The 19,207-nt window shown below is 66.3% G+C and carries 19 protein-coding genes; 2 read left to right on the top strand and 17 right to left on the bottom strand.

What is annotated here, in order from left to right; all coding sequences use genetic code 11:
* Positions 1–5: 5 nt before the first annotated feature.
* The 5 genes from lepB to rpoE form a co-directional block, all read right to left on the bottom strand.
* A complete protein-coding gene (gene lepB, locus FCE95_RS01060) occupies positions 6–800 on the bottom strand; it encodes a signal peptidase I (protein WP_137265153.1) in 795 nt (264 codons plus the stop codon).
* 143 nt (positions 801–943) lie between these two features.
* Positions 944–2,737 carry a translation elongation factor 4 gene (gene lepA / locus FCE95_RS01055; protein ID WP_137266395.1) on the bottom strand — a complete coding sequence of 598 codons (1,794 nt, stop codon included), beginning with the start codon at positions 2,735–2,737 and terminating at the stop codon, positions 944–946.
* Between the two features lie 244 nt (positions 2,738–2,981).
* Positions 2,982–4,532: a DegQ family serine endoprotease gene (locus tag FCE95_RS01050; protein WP_189644601.1), complete on the bottom strand. Its 1,551-nt coding sequence runs from the start codon at positions 4,530–4,532 to the stop codon at positions 2,982–2,984.
* A 69-nt stretch (positions 4,533–4,601) separates the two neighbouring features.
* Positions 4,602–5,480, bottom strand: coding sequence for a sigma-E factor negative regulatory protein (locus FCE95_RS01045; protein ID WP_137265152.1), 879 nt, complete (start codon positions 5,478–5,480; stop codon positions 4,602–4,604).
* Entirely contained in the window at positions 5,477–6,094 is a 618-nt protein-coding gene (gene rpoE / locus FCE95_RS01040) for an RNA polymerase sigma factor RpoE (RefSeq protein WP_137265151.1), read from the bottom strand. Before rpoE ends, FCE95_RS01045 begins: the two co-directional genes overlap by 4 nt.
* 274 nt (positions 6,095–6,368) lie before the next feature.
* Here rpoE and FCE95_RS01035 point away from each other — a divergent pair, with 274 nt between their 5' ends.
* Entirely contained in the window at positions 6,369–8,420 is a 2,052-nt protein-coding gene (locus FCE95_RS01035) for a 3-hydroxyacyl-CoA dehydrogenase NAD-binding domain-containing protein (RefSeq protein WP_137265150.1), read from the top strand.
* 118 nt (positions 8,421–8,538) lie between these two features.
* Here FCE95_RS01035 and FCE95_RS01030 read toward each other — a convergent pair whose 3' ends face one another.
* The 10 genes from FCE95_RS01030 to fabD all read right to left on the bottom strand — a co-directional run bounded on the left by FCE95_RS01030 (position 8,539) and on the right by fabD (position 17,498).
* Positions 8,539–8,898: a PilZ domain-containing protein gene (locus tag FCE95_RS01030; protein ID WP_137265149.1), complete on the bottom strand. Its 360-nt coding sequence runs from the start codon at positions 8,896–8,898 to the stop codon at positions 8,539–8,541.
* Positions 8,895–9,863: a DNA polymerase III subunit delta' gene (locus FCE95_RS01025; RefSeq protein WP_137265148.1), complete on the bottom strand. Its 969-nt coding sequence runs from the start codon at positions 9,861–9,863 to the stop codon at positions 8,895–8,897. Before FCE95_RS01025 ends, FCE95_RS01030 begins: the two co-directional genes overlap by 4 nt.
* Positions 9,860–10,504, bottom strand: a complete 645-nt coding sequence (gene tmk, locus FCE95_RS01020) for a dTMP kinase (RefSeq protein ID WP_137265147.1) — start codon at positions 10,502–10,504, stop codon at positions 9,860–9,862. The genes FCE95_RS01025 and tmk overlap by 4 nt, the downstream gene beginning before the upstream one ends.
* On the bottom strand, positions 10,501–11,565 hold the full coding sequence (gene mltG / locus FCE95_RS01015) for an endolytic transglycosylase MltG (protein WP_137265146.1): 1,065 nt from the start codon (positions 11,563–11,565) through the stop codon (positions 10,501–10,503). The genes tmk and mltG overlap by 4 nt, the downstream gene beginning before the upstream one ends.
* The gene (gene pabC, locus FCE95_RS01010) at positions 11,562–12,404 is read right to left on the bottom strand and encodes an aminodeoxychorismate lyase (protein ID WP_137265145.1); all 843 of its coding nucleotides are present in this window, start codon (positions 12,402–12,404) and stop codon (positions 11,562–11,564) included. The genes mltG and pabC overlap by 4 nt, the downstream gene beginning before the upstream one ends.
* On the bottom strand, positions 12,401–13,753 hold the full coding sequence (locus FCE95_RS01005) for an aminodeoxychorismate synthase component I (RefSeq protein ID WP_137265144.1): 1,353 nt from the start codon (positions 13,751–13,753) through the stop codon (positions 12,401–12,403). The genes pabC and FCE95_RS01005 overlap by 4 nt, the downstream gene beginning before the upstream one ends.
* Positions 13,754–13,904: 151 nt before the next feature.
* Complete coding sequence (fabF, locus tag FCE95_RS01000) at positions 13,905–15,143, bottom strand: beta-ketoacyl-ACP synthase II (protein WP_137265143.1); 1,239 nt, start codon at positions 15,141–15,143, stop codon at positions 13,905–13,907.
* Between the two features lie 177 nt (positions 15,144–15,320).
* Positions 15,321–15,560: an acyl carrier protein gene (gene acpP, locus FCE95_RS00995; RefSeq protein WP_137265142.1), complete on the bottom strand. Its 240-nt coding sequence runs from the start codon at positions 15,558–15,560 to the stop codon at positions 15,321–15,323.
* A 121-nt stretch (positions 15,561–15,681) separates the two neighbouring features.
* Entirely contained in the window at positions 15,682–16,425 is a 744-nt protein-coding gene (gene fabG, locus FCE95_RS00990; RefSeq protein ID WP_137265141.1) for a 3-oxoacyl-ACP reductase FabG, read from the bottom strand.
* 116 nt (positions 16,426–16,541) lie between these two features.
* Positions 16,542–17,498, bottom strand: a complete 957-nt coding sequence (gene fabD / locus FCE95_RS00985; protein WP_137265140.1) for an ACP S-malonyltransferase — start codon at positions 17,496–17,498, stop codon at positions 16,542–16,544.
* A gap of 139 nt (positions 17,499–17,637) precedes the next feature.
* Here fabD and FCE95_RS00980 point away from each other — a divergent pair, with 139 nt between their 5' ends.
* On the top strand, positions 17,638–17,790 hold the full coding sequence (locus FCE95_RS00980; RefSeq protein WP_137265139.1) for a hypothetical protein: 153 nt from the start codon (positions 17,638–17,640) through the stop codon (positions 17,788–17,790).
* 130 nt (positions 17,791–17,920) lie between these two features.
* Here the strand turns inward: FCE95_RS00980 and FCE95_RS00975 are convergent, their stop codons facing one another.
* The gene (locus tag FCE95_RS00975) at positions 17,921–18,916 is read right to left on the bottom strand and encodes a beta-ketoacyl-ACP synthase III (RefSeq protein ID WP_137265138.1); all 996 of its coding nucleotides are present in this window, start codon (positions 18,914–18,916) and stop codon (positions 17,921–17,923) included.
* 75 nt (positions 18,917–18,991) lie between these two features.
* Positions 18,992–19,186, bottom strand: a complete 195-nt coding sequence (gene rpmF, locus FCE95_RS00970) for a 50S ribosomal protein L32 (RefSeq protein ID WP_137265137.1) — start codon at positions 19,184–19,186, stop codon at positions 18,992–18,994.
* Positions 19,187–19,207 lie beyond the last annotated feature (21 nt).

The raw sequence follows: 19,207 nt of genomic DNA, 5'->3' as shown, positions 1-19,207 counted from the left end.
GACGCTTACGGAATGTTCGAGCCGATCCGCGAGAAATCGACGCCGCCGGCGCTCTTGTCGAAGTTCATCCAGACCAGGAACGCCTTGCCGCGCAGGTTGGACTCCGGCAGGAACCCCCAGAACCGGCTGTCCTCGCTATTATCACGATTGTCGCCCATGACGAAATACTGGCCGGGCGGCACGGTCCATTCTCCCTCGCCTTGGACCGCAAAAAACGGCAAGTCCTCACGTTCCAGCACCGGATGCGGCCGGCCGGGGAGCTCCTCGGTCAGCAGGGTCGCCCCGGTCATGTCGCTGCCCTGGCCCTTGCCGATGTAACGGCCCACCGGGCGGTAGGCGAAAGGCTTCCCGTTCACGTAAACGGTGTTTTCGCGGTAGGCCACCGTGTCGCCGGGCAGGCCGATCACGCGCTTGATCCAGTCCTGCTCGGGGTGATGCGGCGGCTTGAACACCACCACGTCGCCGCGCTGCGGTTCGTTCAAGGCGAGGAATTTCTTGTTGGTGATCGGCAGACGCAGGCCGTAGGTGAACTTGTTGACCAGGATGAAGTCGCCGATTAGCAGGCTGGGCATCATCGAACTGGACGGGATCCTGAACGGCTCGGCGACGAAGCTGCGCAGCATCAGCACGATCAGCAATACCGGGAAGAAGGCTCGCGAATAGTCGACGACCACCGGCTCCTTGGCTTCCAGCAAGCCTTCGTTGCGGAGCCGCGCCTTGGCGAAGAACAGTTTGTCCAGCAGCCAAATGATGCCGGTGGCGAAGGTCAGCACCACCAAACCGATTTCGAACCAACGCATGCCTGCTCCTGCTGATGCTAAAGCCCCTCTCCAGGGAGAGGGGGCCGGGGCCACCTTCTCCCGAAGGGGCGAGGAAAATCAAGGGCTGACCGTCATTCCGTACGCATTCCGCGGACCATTTCGGCCCTGGAATGCGGCCGGATTCACTTGTTGTCCACCTGCAGCACCGCCAGGAACGCTTCCTGCGGGATCTCCACCCGCCCCACCTGCTTCATCCGCTTCTTGCCTTCCTTCTGCTTCTCCAGCAGCTTCTTCTTGCGCGTCGCGTCGCCGCCGTAGCATTTGGCCAGCACGTTCTTGCGCAGCGCCTTGACCGTGGTGCGGGCGATGATCTGCGAGCCGATCGCGGCTTGGATCGCCACGTCGAACATCTGCCGCGGAATCAACTCGCGCATCCGCTCGGTCAGATCGCGGCCGCGGCGATCGGCGTGCTGGCGGTGGGTGATGATGCTCAGCGCGTCGACCTTGTCGCCGTTGATCAGCGTGTCCACGCGCACGAACGGGCCGGCGTCGAAGCGCAGGAAATGGTAGTCCAGCGAAGCGTAGCCGCGAGACACCGACTTCAGCCGGTCGAAGAAATCCAGCACCACTTCGGCCATCGGCAGCTCGTAGCTGATCTGCACCTGGCTGCCGAGATAATTGATGCCGACCTGGCTGCCGCGCTTCTCCTCGCACAGCGTGATCACGTTGCCGACGTAATCGGGAGGGGTCAGGATGTTGGCGCGGATGATCGGCTCGCGGATCTCCTCGACCAGATTCATCTGCGGCAGCTTGGCCGGGTTGTCGAGCGGCATCACCGTGCCGTCGGTCTTCAGCACTTCGTAGATCACTGTCGGCGCGGTGGTGATCAGGTTCAGATCGTATTCGCGTTCGAGGCGCTCCTGCACGATCTCCATGTGCAGCATGCCCAGGAAGCCGCAGCGGAAGCCGAAACCCATCGCTTCCGAGCTTTCCGGCTCGAAACGCAGCGCGGCGTCGTTCAAGCGCAGTTTTTCCAGCGCCTCGCGCAGCGCCGGATAGTCCTCGGCGTCGACCGGGAACAGGCCGGCGAATACGCGCGGCTGCATTTCCTGGAAGCCGGGCAGCGGCTTGGGCGCTGGATCGGCGGCTAGGGTCAAGGTGTCGCCGACCGGCGCGCCGTGCACGTCCTTGATGCTGGCGTGGATCCAACCCACTTCGCCCGCGCCGAGCTTGGGCAGGTCCTTGCGCTTGGGCGTGAACACGCCGACTTTGTCGACCAGGTGGGTGCGCCCGGTCGACATCACCAATATCTTGGTGCCGGGCACGATCTCGCCCTGCATCACCCGCACCAGCGAGACCACGCCGAGATAATTGTCGAACCAGGAATCGATGATCAGCGCTTGCAGTTTGTCGGTATCGCGCGGCTTGGGCGGTGGAATGCGGTGGACGATCGCTTCCAGCACGTCGCCGACGTTGAGGCCAGTTTTTGCGCTGATCGCGACGGCATCTTCGGCGTCGATGCCGATCACCGCTTCGATTTCCTTCTTCACCCGGTCGACGTCGGCCGTGGGCAGGTCGATCTTGTTGAGGATCGGCACCACTTCCAGCCCCTGCTCCACCGCGGTGTAGCAGTTGGCCACCGACTGGGCTTCCACGCCCTGGGCGGCGTCCACCACCAGCAGCGCGCCCTCGCAGGCGGCCAGCGAGCGGCTGACTTCGTAGCTGAAGTCGACGTGGCCGGGGGTGTCGATGAAATTGAGCTGGTAGGTCTGCCCGTCTTTCGCCTTGTACGGCAGCGACACGGACTGGGCCTTGATAGTGATGCCGCGCTCGCGCTCGATCGGGTTCGAGTCGAGCACCTGCGCCTCCATCTCGCGGGCTTCGAGCCCGCCGCAGAGCTGGATGATGCGGTCGGCCAGGGTCGATTTGCCGTGGTCGACGTGGGCGATGATGGAGAAGTTGCGGATATTCCGCATCGGATCGGACATGGGGGCGGCGGCTACGGCCGACTCGCGGCCCTTCTGAGAGACAACGCGGCATTATCGCATGCCGCATGCCTTTACCCTCTCCCCTTGCGGGAGAGGGACAGGCCCAAAGGGCCAGGGAGAGGGTTCGGCTGGTGGATCGCCTCAAGCCAACGTCAAAAGCACGCTCGCTACGCTTCGCGTCCCCCTCTCCTGCCCTTCGGGCATCCTCCCCCACGAGGGGGAGGAAACAGCATCACTCTTCGTCGCTATCGTCGCCCGCACCCGCCCGCGGCGTCACCGCCACGAACTGCGTCGCCTGCCCGCGCCGGACCAGCAGCATCACCGTCTGGCCCTGCTTCACGTCGCGCAATTGCTGGTTGAGCCCCGCAGCGCTGGCTACTTTGTTGCGGCCCACCGCCAGGATCACATCGCCCGGGCGCAAGCCCGCGCTGCGCGCGGCCAAGCCTTCGACGCGGGCGATGCCTACGCCTTCGCCGGATTGCAGGCCCAACTGGCGGCGGTCGTCGGCGTCGAGATCCTGGCCGACGATGCCGAGCGGATTGCTAGACGAGGCGGAAGGCGCCCTGCTCGGCGACGCATCCAGACCGGCATTCGCGCCAGCCTGGGCATTGCTCTTCAACGCGGTCAGCGTCACCGGAATTTCGACGGTCTTGCCGTCGCGGTAGACGCCCACTTGGATCCGCGTGCCGGGCGCGATAGAGCCGACGATCAGCGGCACGTCGCTGGCCTCGTTGATAACGGTGCCATTCACCGTGCGGATCACGTCGCCCGGCTGCAAGCCGGCTTTTTCGGCCGCGCTGCCGGTTTGGATGTCGCTGACCAGCGCGCCGCGCGTATCCGGCAGGTTGAAGCCCTTCTTCGCATCGTCGGTGACCGGACCGATCACGACGCCGATCTGGCCTCGCGTGACCTTGCCCGTCGTCTTCAGCTGCTGCACCGCGTTCATCGCGGTATCGATCGGAATGGCGAAACTGACGCCCATGTAGCCGCCGGAATTGCTGAAGATCTGCGAATTGATGCCGACGACTTCGCCGCGGGTGTTCAATAGCGGACCGCCCGAATTGCCGCGGTTGATCGCCACGTCGGTCTGGATGAAAGGCACGTACTGCTGGCCCGCGTAAGGGTTGGCGCGCTGCACGGCGCTGACGATGCCGGCGGTGACCGAATGATCCAAGCCGAACGGCGAACCGATCGCGACCACCCACTGCCCCGGCTTCAACAGCTTGGAATCGCCGGTTCGGAGGAACGGCAACGACGACGCATTGATCTTCAACAACGCGACATCGGACTCCTGATCGCTGCCGACGACCTTCGCCGTGAACTCGCGCCGATCCGACAATTTCACCTTGACGTCGTCCGACCCTTCCACGACGTGATGGTTGGTCAATACGTAACCGTCGGCCGAGATGATGAAGCCGGTGCCCATCGACACGCCGCCGCGGCCTTGCGGACCGGGGCTCGGCATGCCGGGCATGCCTGGGCCGAAGAAACGGCGGAAGATTTCCGGAATGTCCTCGTCGTCGTACGGCGCTTGTTGCTGCATCGCCGTGCGGCGCGGCTTCACCCCCGCTTCGATGTTCACCACCGCGGGACCGACCTGTTCGACCAACTGAGTGAAATCCGGCAATCCGGAAACCAGTTGCGGCGACGAAGGCGGCGTGACGGCAGTCGGCTGCGCGGCGCTATTGGACTGCGCGGTGGCATTGGGCAATGCGACGACGACGGCGGTGGCGACGGCGGCGCCGAGCGACATCGCGGCGAGCGGACGTAGCGAACGGATCATCGGGGACTCATCCTCGACAAGGAGTGGAAAGATGGGGATTGGAACCGCAAGCGGACGAAACGTTCCCGATCAGCGCTGCGGCGCTTCCTCGGCGCCCTGCACCGCGTCGCCCGACGGCTGCGGCGCATGCACCGGAACGCGCGGCTGGAACGGGTAATAAGCGCCGTTGGTTCCGTAGTCGACGCTCAAAGCGCTGCTGCCGGACAGTTGCGGCAAGGTCGCGCTGGGCCAAGGCCGGCTGGGCGCAGCGGCCTGGGAAGCGAACGGGTCTTTGGAAGCGACCAAAGCCGATGACGAAACGGCGGACGAAGCCGTCGCATCGTTCACCGCGACCGCGACGATGGGCGGATCGGCGTTCTCGCGCGCTGCGCGCAAAGCGGCGCGCTGGCTTTGCGAGCGCGTCGATGCGCGACGGTTGGCGACGCGGCGCGGCACTTCGGCCACGGCCACGGTCGCCGCTGCGAGCGTGGCGGCCGGCGTCGGATCGGGCACCGACGGCGCGGCGGGTTCCGGCGCTTGCGCGGGCGGCATCGAAGCGGCGGCGACGATCGGCGCGGACTCGGTATCGGGAATCGCTCCCGACGGCGTCTGCTGGCGCGCCATGAACAAAGCGATCAGGGCCACCGAAGCGGCGAGCGCGCCGCCACCCCAGCGCGCCCAACGCGGCGACTGCGTTGCGGGCGGGCGTGCGGCGGCCGGTTCTGCGGCGATCGCGGCCGCGACGCGCTGCGAGAAATCGGAAGGCAACGGCGCCGCCGCGCGGCCGCGCAAGCTCTCGCCGATCATCTGCCAGCGTTCCCAGCAACCGCCCAGCTCGGCATCGTGCTGCAGCCGCCGCAACAGGAAACGCGCTTCCTCGGGCGGCAGGTCGCCGTCCATCAGCGCGCACAATTGCTGGCGGTAGTGGATTTCCATCCTATCGATGCCGCGGGAGTTGTTTTCGGTCATTGGCGGGCACTTCGCTTGGGTTCGTTGTCCAGCAGCGGCTGCAATTCCGCATCGATCGCTTCGCGCGCGCGGAAGATCCGCGAACGCACCGTGCCGATGGGGCAATCCATCCGCTGCGCGATCTCTTCGTAACTCAGGCCATCCACCTCGCGCAGGGTGATGGCGGTACGCAATTCTTCCGGCAATCCATCGACCACGCGCATCACCGTTCGTTCAATTTCCTGGCGCATCAGTTCGCGCTCGGGCGTATCGGTGTCGCGCAACCGGATGCCGGACTCGAACTGCTCGGCGTCGGCCGCGTCGATGTCGTCGGTCGGCGGCCGGCGGTTGTGCGATACCAGGTGGTTCTTGGCGGTATTCACTGCAATACGGTGCAACCAGGTATAGAACTGCGCGTCGCCACGAAAGCTCGCGATCGCCCGGTAGGCGCGCAGGAAGGTTTCCTGCGCCACGTCCTGGGTTTCGCTCCAGTCGGAGATGTAGCGCCCGATCAATGCGCCGATCCGATGCTGGTATTTGCGTACCAGCAAATCGAACGCCGCGCTGTCGCCGCGCTGCACGCGCCTGACCAGCTCGTGGTCCAACAACTCTTGCGATGAATCCTTATCGGCCATCGGGCCGGCGCTCCTTAAAGCCCGGCTCTATGGCTGGGCGGTATGACCTTTGGCATGGGGAAAAGTTCCACGACAACGGAAACGGGGGTTCGAGCATGGGGCAATCGATCCGATCCGGCCATGGGTCCGCAGGGCCTGCGAGGGCTCTAGATGGCGTCGAAACGGGCTTTTTCCATTCCCGACGACCGATTCCCCAAAACCGCCGCGTGTTGACGCCGTCGGAACATCCTCTGGATGATAACGGTTCCATACCTGACTGAATGGCCCTATCCCCATGATCGAAGGGTTAGCTGGACTGCGCTTCAGCCACTGGCAAGCCGAGGCCCGCCCGGACGGCGTGCTGGTGCTGTCGTTCGACCGCGCGGGCGAATCGGTCAATACCTTCGCCCAGGACGTGCTGATCGAACTGGACGCCTTCCTGGAGCGGATCGCGCTGGACCCGCCCAAGGGCCTGGTGATCCGCTCGGCCAAGGCCAAGGGCTTCATCGCCGGCGCCGACATCCGCGAATTCCAGGAATTCGACGAGAAAGGCACCATCGGCGACTCGATCCGTCGCGGCCAGCAAGCCTTCCAACGCCTGGCCGAGCTGCCCTGCCCCACGGTCGCCGCGATCCACGGCTTCTGCATGGGCGGCGGCACCGAAATCTCGCTGGCCTGCCGTTACCGCGTGGCTTCGAACGATCCCTCGACCCGGATCGGCCTGCCCGAAGTGAAGCTGGGCATCTATCCCGGCTGGGGCGGCAGCGTGCGCCTGCCGCGCTTGGTCGGCGCGCCGGCGGCGATGGATATGATGCTGACCGGCCGCACTCTGTCGGCTTCGGCGGCGAGAGCGATCGGACTGGTCGACAAAGTCGTCGATGCGTCGGCACTGGTCGACGCCGCGGCCGAACTGGCGCTGCGCGGCACCCAGCGGCCGTTCAAGCAGCGTTTCCTCGCCTGGATCACCAACACCTGGCCGGCGCGGCAATTGCTGGCGCCGATGCTGGTCAAGCAAGTCGCGCGCAAGGCGCGCAAGGAACACTACCCGGCGCCGTACGCGCTGATCGAAACCTGGCGCCGCAGCAGCGGCGGTATCCAGGCGCGGCTAGCCGCCGAGCGCAAATCGGTGGTGAAGCTGGCCGGCACGCCGACCGCGCGCAACCTGACTCGCGTGTTTTTCCTGCAGGAACGCCTGAAAGGCATCGGCGGAAAAGATTCGGGCATCCGCAACGTGCATGTGGTCGGCGCCGGCGTGATGGGCGGAGACATCGCCGCATGGTCAGCCTACAAAGGCTTCGAAGTGACGCTGCAGGACCGCGAGCAGCGTTTCATCGACGGTGCGATGGCGCGCGCCCAGGAATTGTTCGCCAAGAAAGTGAAGGACGATGCGAAGCGGCCGGAAGTCGCGGCGCGGTTGAAGTCCGACTTGAACGGCGACGGCGTGCCGAACGCGGACCTGGTGATCGAAGCGATCATCGAACAAGCCGAAGCCAAGCGCGATCTGTACGCGACCGTCGAACCGCGGCTCAAGCCCGATGCGTTGCTGACGACGAACACTTCGTCGATCCCCTTGGTCGAGCTGCGCGAACACATCCAGCGGCCCGCGCAATTCGCCGGCCTGCACTACTTCAATCCGGTGGCGCTGATGCCGCTGGTGGAGATCATCCACCACGACGCGATGGCGCCGGAAACCGAAAAGCGCCTGGCCGCGTTCTGCAAGGCGCTGGACAAACTGCCGGTGCCGGTCGCGGGCACGCCGGGTTTCCTGGTGAACCGCGTGCTGTTCCCGTACATGCTGGAAGCGGTCACCGCTTATTCGGAAGGCATCCCGGGACCGGCCATCGACAAGGCCGCGGTGAAGTTCGGCATGCCGATGGGGCCGATCGAATTGATCGACACCGTGGGCCTGGACGTCGCTTCCGGCGTTGGCCGGGAATTGGCGCCCTTCCTCGGCCTCGCCATTCCCGCCGCACTGGCCGCGCCGCCCGAACAAGGCAAGCGCGGCAAGAAGGATGGGCAAGGCCTGTACGCGTGGGAAAACGGCAAGCCGAAGAAGCCGGAATTGCCGAAGGACTACAAAGCGCCGGAAGATCTGGAAGACCGTTTGATCCTGCCGCTGCTCAACGAAGCGGTCGCCGCATTGCACGATGGCGTGGTCGCCGACGCCGACCTGCTCGACGCCGGCGTCATCTTCGGCACCGGCTTCGCGCCGTTCCGCGGCGGCCCGATCCAATACGTCCGCGAAGCCGGCGCCGATGCGCTGCTGGCCAAGCTGCAAGCGTTGCAGGCGAAATACGGCGAACGTTTCGCGCCGCGGCCGGGGTGGGATTCGCCGAGGTTGCGGTGACCCCTGCTTTTGTAGGAGCGGCTTTAGCCGCGAGCTCTTCGCTTCAGACCATTGCGACCCGACCGTAGAGCTCGCGGCTAAAGCCGTTCCTACAAAAAGCCTGCGAATCGGGCGGAGATCACATCGTGTGCGTCGGCTTGTCCGCGTTGAGCGTGCCGGCGAGCAGCGCTTCGATCTTGCCTTTCACCGCATCGCCCTCGGCGGTCTCGGCGAATTGCACGCCGATGCCGGCGGTGCGGTTGCCTTGCGCGCCCGGCGGAGTGACCCAAACGACCTTGCCGGCGACCGGCAGGCGCTCGCTGGATTCGGGTAGGGTCAGCAGCAGGAACACCTCGTCGCCCAGGAAATAGCGCTTGGGCGTCGGCACGAAGATCCCGCCTTGTTTGATGTACGGCATGTACGCGTGGTACAGCGCCGCCTTGTCCTTCACCGCCAGCGACAGGATGCCCTGCCGCGCGCCCGCGCCCGTCGAACTCATCTTCCGCTCCCCGCCGTCCGTGCGGCGTCGCCGCGCCACGACAACAATAGATCCGCGACCGCCAAGTCCGCACGCACCGTCGTTCGCAACAGGTCGCGGGTGCGGTTGGCCGCATCGAACCACGCGGCCAGACTGCGCGTTCGGGCCGGATCGGTCAAGCCGGCCGCCTCGGCCAGGACCAGGTCCGCGGCGAAGCGCAGGCGCAAGCCGGCGTCTTCGTCGGCGGTCCAACGCTGGGCGGTTTCCAGCGCAGCGATTTCGCCCCGGCGCAGACGCGTCAAGTCGTTGGCGACCTCGCGCCGCAGCTTCAGCGCGCCGTCGCGCAGCCAGGCGTCGGCCAAACCGGGATGGCCGCGCGCAGCGTCGAGAGCTTCGGCCGCCGAGGTTTGCGGGTGCCCTTGCGCCGCAAGCCACGCGGTCGCTTCGGCTTGCGGCGGCAAACGGAACTCGAGCTTCTGGCAGCGGCTGCGGATGGTCGCCGGCAAGCGCGCCGGATGCGCGCTGACCAGCCACAGATAACGGCCCGGCACCGGCTCTTCCAGCGTCTTCAGCAAAGCGTTGCAGGCGGCGTGGTTGACGGCGTCGGCCGGATCGATGATCGCGACCTGCGCTTCGCCGTACTGCGGCGTGAGCGTGAGCTTTTCCGATAGCTCGCGGATCTGCTCGATCACGATCTCGGTGCGCATCCGCGTGCCTTCGCGATTGGGCACGAACGAGACGACGGCGAAATCCGGATGCGTGCCCGCGGACAGCAGCTGGCAGGCGCGGCATCGTCCGCACGGCTCGCCGTCGGCGCCGCGATCGCGGCACAGCAAGCGCCGGGCCAGGCGTTCGGCCACGGCGCGCTTGCCCAGATTGGCCGGGCCGCAGAACAGCAACCCATGCGCCAGGCGGCCGGCGTCGATCGACTCGCAAGCCTGGTCGTAGATGCGCTGTTGCCAGGGCGCGAAACCCGAAACCCTCATCGCGACGATTCCCGCAAACGCAACAGATGCGCCACGGCCTCGGCCGCGACCCGCTCGCGCGGCCGCGCGGCGTCGATCACCCGGAAACGTCCGGGATCGGCTTCGGCCCGCATCAAGAACACGCCGCGCGCGCGCGCGAAGAAATCCTCCTGCTCGCGCTCGATCCGGTCGGGCCACAAATCGCGACTGCTGGTGCGCACGCGGCCTTCGTGCACGTCGATGTCCAACAACAAGGTCATCGCCGGCAAGATGCCGACCGCGCGGCGTTCGAGTTCGGCGATGAATTGCGCATCCAGGCCGCGGCCGCCGCCCTGATAGGCGTAACTGGAATCGGTGAAGCGGTCGCAGATCACCCAAGCGCCGCGCTGCAGCGCCGGCAGGATGGTCCGCTTCACGTGCTGCGCGCGCGCGGCGAAAACCAGCAGCAGTTCGGCTTGCGGCACCGCCGCCTCGTGCTGCGGGTCGAGCAGCAAGCCGCGGATCTCTTCGGCCAGCGGCGTACCGCCGGGTTCGCGGGTGCAGACCACGTCTTCGCCCGCGGCTTCGAGCGCATCGCGCAACGCGGCGATCACCGTGGATTTGCCGGCGCCCTCGCCGCCTTCCAAGGTGATGAAGCGTTCCTGCACGGCCAATCCGGTCATTTCGGCGTCGCCGTCGGCGCAGCCTGTTGCCGTTGCCGGTAACGCTGCACGTATTGCCGCACCGCGACTTGATGCTCGTCCAGCGTGCGCGAAAACGCGTGCCGGCCGCTGCCGTCGCCGAGCGCGACGAAATACAGAGCGTCGCCCGGCGCCGGATTCGTGGTGGCGCGCAAGGCCGCCACGCCCGGCATCGCGATCGGGGTGGGCGGCAACCCGGCGCGGGTGTAAGTGTTGTAAGGCGTGTCGGTGGTCAGGTCCTGGCGGCGGATGTTGCCGGCATAGCTGCTGCCCATGCCGTAGATCACCGCCGGGTCGGTCTGCAGCAGCATGCCCAGCTTCAAGCGGCGCGCGAACAAGCCGGCGATCTGCGGACGCTCTTCGGCGATGCCCGTTTCCTTCTCCACGATCGAAGCCAAGATCAGCGCCTCGTCGGCGCTGCGCAAGGGCACGTCGGCGGCGCGGCCGTTCCAGGCTTCGGTCAAGGCCTTGTCCATCGCGGCGTAGGCGCGCTTGAGCACCTGCAAATCGCTGTCGCCGCGGTTGTATTGGTAGGTTTCCGGCAGGAAGCGGCCTTCCGGATGCTGGCCGGCGTGGCCCAGAGCCTTCATCAGCGCCGCATCGTCGAGTTGCGCGGTTTCCTGTTTCAAAGGCTGCGCCTTGGCCAGCGCCGCGCGCAGTTCGCGGATGTTCCAGCCTTCGACGATGGTGAAGCGGTAGCCGATCACTTTGCCGTCGCGCATCGCCGCGAGCAGCTGGCGCGGCGTAGCGCCGGGCTGCAAAGCGTATTCGCCGACCTGGAGCCGGCCCGCCGCGCCGATTTGCTTCGCCAGCAACTGCCATTCGACGTCCTGCCCGTCGCTCACGCCGGCCGCGCGCAGTTTGCGCAGCACTTGCGGGAACGAGTCGCCGCGTTCGACCGACAAGGTCTCGCCCGCATCGATCCCCGACACCGGCGCATCGGCGAAGCCGGTATAGCGCTGCCACAACCCGTAAGCAGCGAAGCCGGCCAGCAGAGCCGTGATGACGAACAGCAGGCCGAAGCGGCTTTTTTTCTTGCTCAAGCGAGGATTCCTCGTTGCGGGTCCGCGAACATGGGCGCGGCGGCGGCCAGGCGTCCGCGCAACGCCGACACTTGCGGATGGGGCGCCCAGGCGCGTTCGCCGAGCCGGGCGACGGTGAGGATACCGCGCACCGCATTGCAGAGGAAAATCGTCTCGGCTGACTCCAGTTGCGCCGGCAGCAGGCGGATCTCTTCGGCGCGCAGATCGGACAGGGCCCAATCGCGGCAGATGCCGGCCACGCCGCAGCGGTCGAGCCGCGGGGTGGCCCAGCGCCCGTCGATCAGCGCGAATACGTTGGCCGCCGTCGCGCTCACCGCATGGCCTTCGGTATCCAGCATCAGGCCCTCGTCCGCATCGCGATCCGCGGCGGCGTCGTCCTGCCATTCGGCGCGTGCCAGGACTTGTTCGAGCCGGTTGCAATGCTTCAGCCCGGCCAGCGCAGGCTGGATCGCGAGCCGCGTCGCGCACCAGCGCAGCGTCAGACCTTGCATGGGGGAAGACGGCAATGGATGCAGCGAAAGTATCCAGGACGGCTCGGCGTCCATCGGCGGCGAATACCCGCGCCCTCCGCTGCCGCGGGTAACGATCAGTTTCAACACGCCGGCGTCCGCGCCTTCGAGCAGCGCTGCGGCTTGGCTGCGGACGAAATTTCGGTCCGGCAGCGCCAGGCGCAAACGCGCCGCGCCTTTCGCCAATCTCGTCCAATGCGCGTCCCACCACGGCACGCCGCCGCGATGCGCGCGCATCGTTTCGAACAAGCCGTCGCCGTACGCCAGGCCGCGATCGTCCGCGGCGATGGCTTCGGCCCGGCGCTCGCCGACGAAGACGCGAGCGTTCATGGCGCCGCCTCCAGCGCGCGGAGCATGCCGCGCGCCTTGGCGCGGGTTTCGTCGAGTTCGCGCTGCGGGTCCGAGTCGGCGACGATACCGGCGCCGGTGCGGAAGCGCAGCTCGCCGCCTTCGATCTCGCCGCTGCGGATCAGGATGTTCAGATCCATGTCGCCGTCGCGGTTCAGCCAGCCCATCGCGCCGGTGTAGGCGCCGCGACCGACGGCTTCCAACTCGGCGATGATCTGCATGCAACGCACTTTCGGACAGCCGGTGATGGTGCCGCCCGGAAATACGGCGCGGATCGTTTCGCCCGGCGTCGTATCGGCGCGCAAACGGCCGCGCACGTTGCTGACGATATGGTGGACGTGGGCGTAGCTTTCCACGCTCATCAATTCGTCGACTTCGACGCTGCCGGGCACGCAGACCCGGCCCAGGTCGTTGCGCTCCAAGTCGATCAGCATCACGTGCTCGGCGCGTTCTTTCGGATGGCCGACCAGCTCGCGGATCCGCGCCGCGTCGTCGTCGCCGTCGAAGCGCGGACGGGTGCCGGCGATGGGTCGGGTTTCGACGATGTCGCCACGCACCGACACCAGCCGCTCCGGCGACGAGCTCGCCACCGCCCAGCCGTCGCCCGCGAACAAACCGGCGAAAGGAGAAGGATTGGCGCGGCGCAGTTGCGCGTACAGCGCGGCCGGATCGAGCGCGCCGTCGAACTTCGCCCGCCACGCGCGGGACAGGTTCACTTGGAATACGTCGCCGGCGGCGAGATATTCGAGGATGCGTTCGACGCCCGCGGTGAACCGCTGCGGCTCGTCCTCGATCAATTCGGCGGGAGGGCGCCAGCGGATATCCGACGTGAACGCTGCGGCCGCGATGTCCGATGAGATGCGGTCCAGCATCGCCCCCCGCCCGCTTTCGGCGAGCGCGATGCAATCGCCGGTCGCGCGGTCGCGCAACACGGCGGCGGGGCAGCGCAATGCGAGCGCGACCGGAAGCGCGCCGGGTGCGGCGGGCAGGCGCAGCACCGGTTCGACCTGTGCGGCGAGTTCGTAGGAGAGGAACAGCGCCCAACCGCCGTGGAAGGGCCAGCGCGGCTCTTCGCGCGAGATCCGTTCGCGGCGCCAGGCTTCGTCCAGTGCCGCCAGGAAATCCTCGCCCGCGGCGCTGCCGTCGCCGCAACGCGTTTTGCCGTCGCGGTGCAGCGTCAGCGATTCGCCGCTCGCGGCCAGCAACAAATCCCAGCGGCCTTGCGCGGTGCCGCTGGCGGCGGATTCGAGCAATAGCGGATAGCGCGACGGCGCGTGCCGGTGCAGGGCCAGCAGGTCGGTATCCGGAGGGAGTGCGCGGGTGACCAGCATTCGCTTTTTAGCCGATGTCCCCGTCGGGGCTGGAATTGTAGAGTCGAGCCTGCTCGACTGCTTTGCTTTGTCTGCCGAAAGATACGAAGCGATCGGAGGCGACGCGCGCCCTCACCCAACCCTCTCCCGCAAGCGGGAGAGGGCTTCAAGATCAAACGCGCTTGAACACCAGGGTGCCGTTGGTGCCGCCGAAGCCGAACGAATTCGACATAGCGATATCGACCTTCTTCTCGCGCGCCTCGTTCGGCACGTAGTCCAGGTCGCAGCCCTCGGACGGATTCTCCAAGTTGATCGTCGGCGGAATCACGCCGGCATGGATCGCCATCGCCGAGAACACCGCTTCCACGCCGCCGGCGGCGCCGAGCAAGTGGCCGGTCATCGACTTGGTCGAGCTGACCATGGTCTTGTAGGCGTGTTCGCCGAGCGCGGCCTTCACCGCCATCGTCTCGGCCAAGTCGCCGGCCGGCGTCGAGGTGCCGTGCGCGTTGATGTAGCCGATCGCCGAAGCGTTCAAACCGGCGTCCTTGATCGCGTTGCGCATGCAACGCGCGGCGCCGTCGCCGTTCTCGCTGGGCGCGGTCATGTGGTAAGCGTCGCCGCTCATGCCGAAGCCGACCAGCTCGCAATAGATCTTCGCGCCGCGGGCCTTGGCGCGTTCGTATTCCTCCAGCACCAGGATGCCGGCGCCGTCGCCCATCACGAAGCCGTCGCGGTCCTTGTCCCAGGGACGCGAGGCTCGGTGCGGATCGTCGTTGCGGGTGGACAGCGCCTTCATCGAGCAGAAGCCGCCGACCGACGTGGGCGTGGTCGCGTATTCGGCGCCGCCGGCGATCATCGCGTCGGCCTCGCCGTACTGGATCATGCGGAACGCGAGGCCGATGTTGTGCGTGGCCGTGGTGCAGGCGGTGACCGCGGCGATGTTCGGGCCCTTGGCGCCGGTCATGATCGACACTTGTCCGGCGATCATGTTGATGATGGTGCTGGGCACATAGAACGGCGAGATCTTGCGCGGCCCGCCCTCGGCCCACTTCAGCGTGGTCTCTTCGATGCCCTTCAGGCCGCCGATGCCGGCGCCGATCGCCACGCCGATGCGTTCGGCGTCGGCTTCGTTGATGTCCAGTCCGGCGTCGGCGATGGCCATCATCGAAGCGGCCACGCCGTAGTGCACGAACGGATCCATCTTCTTGATGTCCTTCGGCGCGATCCAGGCCGCGGCGTCGAAATCCTTCACTTGGCCGGCGATGCGGGTGGAGAACGCGGAGGCGTCGAAATGGGTGATCGGGCCGATGCCCGAACGGCCGTTGACGATGCCGTCCCAGCTCGACTTCAGGTCGTTGCCCAGCGGGGACAGGATGCCCAGACCGGTGACGACGACGCGACGCTTGCTCATAACCTGCTCCTGACGGATTCGTTGCTGCTTGCCCGTACGGCGGCGGATGCGCCGCCGCAAACGCACAGGGCCGCGTTCGCGGCCCCGTGGCTTGTCACGGCCGGCCCGCGGTTCGGAAACTGCGGACGCGGTTCTGCATTGGGTGGCTGGCCGGAATCCGGCCCGCTCGGCCGGACATCAGGCCTTGACGTGGGCCTTGATGTAATCGATGGCCTGCTGCACCGAAGTGATCTTCTCGGCCTCTTCGTCCGGGATCTCGCACTCGAACTCTTCTTCGAGCGCCATCACCAGCTCCACGGTGTCGAGCGAGTCGGCGCCGAGATCGTCGACGAACGAAGCGCTGTTGGTGACTTCCTCTTCCTTGACGCCGAGCTGTTCGACCACGATTTTCTTGACGCGTTCTTCGATGCTGCTCATGGGTGCTTGCTCCTCCCGGGAGACTGTTTCAGGGCATAGTGTAGTGGAAAGGCGGCCGCCGCGCGCTAGGTCCCGCGGCCAGCCGATTCAATGATTTACGGCCGGATTTTATGTCCCGGCGTCAGGGCATGTACATGCCGCCGTTGACGTGCAGGGTCTCGCCGGTGATGTAGCTCGCGCCCGGGCCGGCGAGGAAGGCCACGGCGCGGGCGATGTCGGCCGGCTCGCCCAGGCGGCCGAGCGCGATCTGCTTGGTCAACGCATCCTTGGCGTCTTCGGGCAGATCGCGGGTCATGTCGGTGGCGATGAAGCCCGGCGCGACCACGTTGACGGTGACGCCGCGCGAACCGATTTCCTTGGCCAGCGACTTGCTGAACGCGATGATGCCGGCCTTCGCGGCGGCGTAGTTCGCCTGGCCCGCGTTGCCGGTGACACCGACCACCGAAGCGATATTGATGATGCGGCCCTTGCGCGCCTTCATCATGCCGCGCATCACCGCCTTCGAGGTGCGGAACACGCTGCTCAGGTTGGTGTCGAGGATCGCCTGCCAGTCTTCGTCCTTCATCCGCATCAGCAGATTGTCGCGGGTGATGCCGGCGTTGTTGACCAGGATGGAGACCGGGCCGAATTCCTTGCCGATGCCTTCGATCAGCGCCTCGATCGCGGCGCCGTCGACGACGTCGAGCTTGCGGCCGTGGCCGCCCGCGGTCTTCAGCCGCTCGCCGATCGCCTGCGCGCCGGAGTCGGTGGTGGCGGTGCCGATCACGGTCGCGCCCAATGCGGCCAACTCGTCGGCGATGGCCGCGCCGATGCCGCGGCTGGCGCCGGTGACCAGTGCGATTTCGCCTTGCAATGTCGTAGTCATGCCGTCTCCAAAAGCGGTTTTAGACGCGGATCAAATCGGATAAAAACGGATAAAGCATTTCCATATTCAAAAGCTTTATCCGCGGTTATCCGATTTGATCCGTGTCTAAAAAAGATTTATTTCCAATCCGCCCACGCGGTCTCGAATTCGCCGGGCGTACCCAGCGGCCGCGCGTCCAGCGACTTGTCGATGCGCTTGACCAAACCGGTCAGCACCTTGCCCGGACCGCATTCGCCGACGCGGGTCGCGCCGCGCGCGGCCAGCGCCTGCACGCAATCGGTCCAGCGCACCGGCAAGTACAGCTGGCGCACCAAAGCGTCGCGGATCGACTGCGTGTTGTCGCGCGCTTCGGCATCCACGTTCTGCACGACCGGAATCGACGGCGCCTGCCAGGCGAGTCCGGCCATCGTTTCGGAAAGCCGGTTCGCCGCCTCGCGCATCATCGGCGTATGCGAAGGCACGCTCACCGCCAGCTTGACGGCTTTGCGCACGCCGCGCTCGGCGAGCATCGACAGCGCGCGCTCGACCGCTTCGGCGTCGCCGCCGATCACGATCTGGCCCGGCGAGTTGTAGTTGGCGGGCACCACCACTTGGCTGCCGGAAGCCTTTTCGCAGACTTCCTTCACCAACGCGTCTTCGGCGCCGATGACGGCGGCCATCGCGCCGGTGCCGGGCGGCGCCGCTTCCTGCATCAGTTGTCCGCGGATGCGCACCAGATGCGCGCCGTCGCGCAGCGACAGCGCGCCGGCGGCGACCAGCGCGGCGTATTCGCCCAAACTGTGGCCGGCCAACGCGGCCGGTTGAGCGCCGCCCTGCTCCTGCCACACGCGCCAAACCGCGACGCCTGCGGCGAGCAACGCCGGTTGCGTGTATTCGGTGCGGTTGAGCATGTCTTCCGGGCCGCCTTGCGACAGCGCCCACAGATCGACGCCTGCGCCGTCGGAAGCCTCGCGGAAGGTCCCGTGGACGGTCGGATGCATTTCCGCCAATTCGGCGAGCATAGCCAGCGATTGCGAGCCTTGGCCCGGGAATACGAAAGCCAGCGATGGGTCGGTGCGGTGCTGAGCGGTCACGGGAGCATCCGTGGAGGGCCGGCGCGCATGATAAGGGCGAAAGCGGGGCCTCGTCTGTACCCGTGCGTATCGTGCGATCACGCCATCGTCACCGCGCGCTTACCGCAGCTCTGTTGGCATATGCGCAGGAGGCGACGTCATGATCCGCAAACTGGCATCCGGCGAATACCGTTTGTATTCGCGCAAGACCGATCCGCGCACCGGCAAGCGGCGCAATCTGGGTACGTTCAAGACGCGCGCCGCGGCTGAGAAGCATGAGCGCGAAGTGCAGTATTTCAAGCGGCAGGGATAATTGCTGTTGCCCCCTTTGAAAAGGGGGGCGAATCGCCCGAAGGGCGATGGGGGATTTGCTTTTGCCGTTGCTCTGCATCAAGAACAACAGCAAATCCCCTTTGATCCCCTTTTTCAAAGGGGGAAACAGCTTAGTAGCGCAGCAGCGCGCTGCCCCAAGTGAAGCCGCCGCCGAAGGCTTCCAGCAGCACCAGCTGGCCGCGCTGGATCTTGCCCGAGCGCACCGCTTCGTCCAGCGCCAGCGGCACCGAACCCGAAGACGTATTGCCGTGCTTGTCGACGGTGACGACGACGCGATCCATCGGCATGTCCAAGCGCTTGGCGGTGGCTTCGATGATGCGCAGGTTGGCTTGGTGCGGAATCAGCCAATCCAATTCGTGGCGGTCGATGCCGTTGGCTTCCAAGGCTTCGTCGACCACCGAATCCAAGGCTTTGACCGCGTGCTTGAACACTTCGCTGCCGGCCATGTTGATGCGCACGCCGGCGCGCGGCTCTTCCGGCTTGAAGCCGACGGATACGCCGACCGGGCCCCACAACAACTCTTTCTTGCCGCCGTCGGCGTGCAGATGGGTGCTGAGGATGCCGGTTTCGGTGTCGGCCTTCAGGACCACGGCGCCTGCGCCGTCGCCGAACAGCACGCACGTGGCGCGTTCGGTCCAATCCACCATCCGGGTGAGCGTTTCCGAGCCGACCACCAGCACCGTTTTCGCGGCGCCGGAGCGGATGAACTTGTCGGCGACGGTCAGCGCGTACAAGAAGCCGGAGCATGCCGCATTGACGTCGAACGCAGGACAGCCGTTCGCGCCCAAGCGGTGCTGGATCAAGCAGGCGGTGGACGGGAAGACGAGGTCCGGCGTGGTCGTGCCGAGCACGATCAAGTCCAGTTCCTGCGCCGAAACGCCGGCCGCTTCCAATGCGCGGACCGAAGCGTGATAGGCCAAATCGCCGGTGGTCTCGCCCTCGGCGGCGATGTGGCGCTCGCGGATGCCGCTGCGCGAGACGATCCATTCGTCGCTGGTGTCGACCATCTTGGCGAGGTCGTCGTTGGTCAGCACCTTCTCCGGAAGGTAGCTGCCCGTACCGGCGATACGCGCATAGACGCGGCCGTTCGGATCAGGATCGCTCATCAGGTTCCCCGCAAATCGTCGGCCCAGCTTGGCCGGAAGTGAAGCGATGCGTCGTGACCGGGGTCACGGCGGCGATCAATCTTCTTCGACGACCTTGGTCTTGCTCTCCACGACTTTCTTGCCGCGGTAGTAACCGTCGGCGGTGACGTGGTGGCGCAGGTGGGTTTCGCCGCTGGTCGGATCGGTGGCGAGCTGCTTGGCGCTCAGCGCGTCGTGCGAACGGCGCTGGCCGCGGCGGGAAGGGGAGACTCGGGATTTCTGCACAGCCATGGGAACGCTCCAGCTACAAAT

Source organism: Luteimonas gilva (assembly GCF_005239095.1).
Taxonomy (GTDB): domain Bacteria; phylum Pseudomonadota; class Gammaproteobacteria; order Xanthomonadales; family Xanthomonadaceae; genus Luteimonas_C; species Luteimonas_C gilva.
The sequence above is the reverse complement of the archived record's forward strand: the minus strand, read 5'-3'. Positions and strand labels throughout refer to the sequence as shown.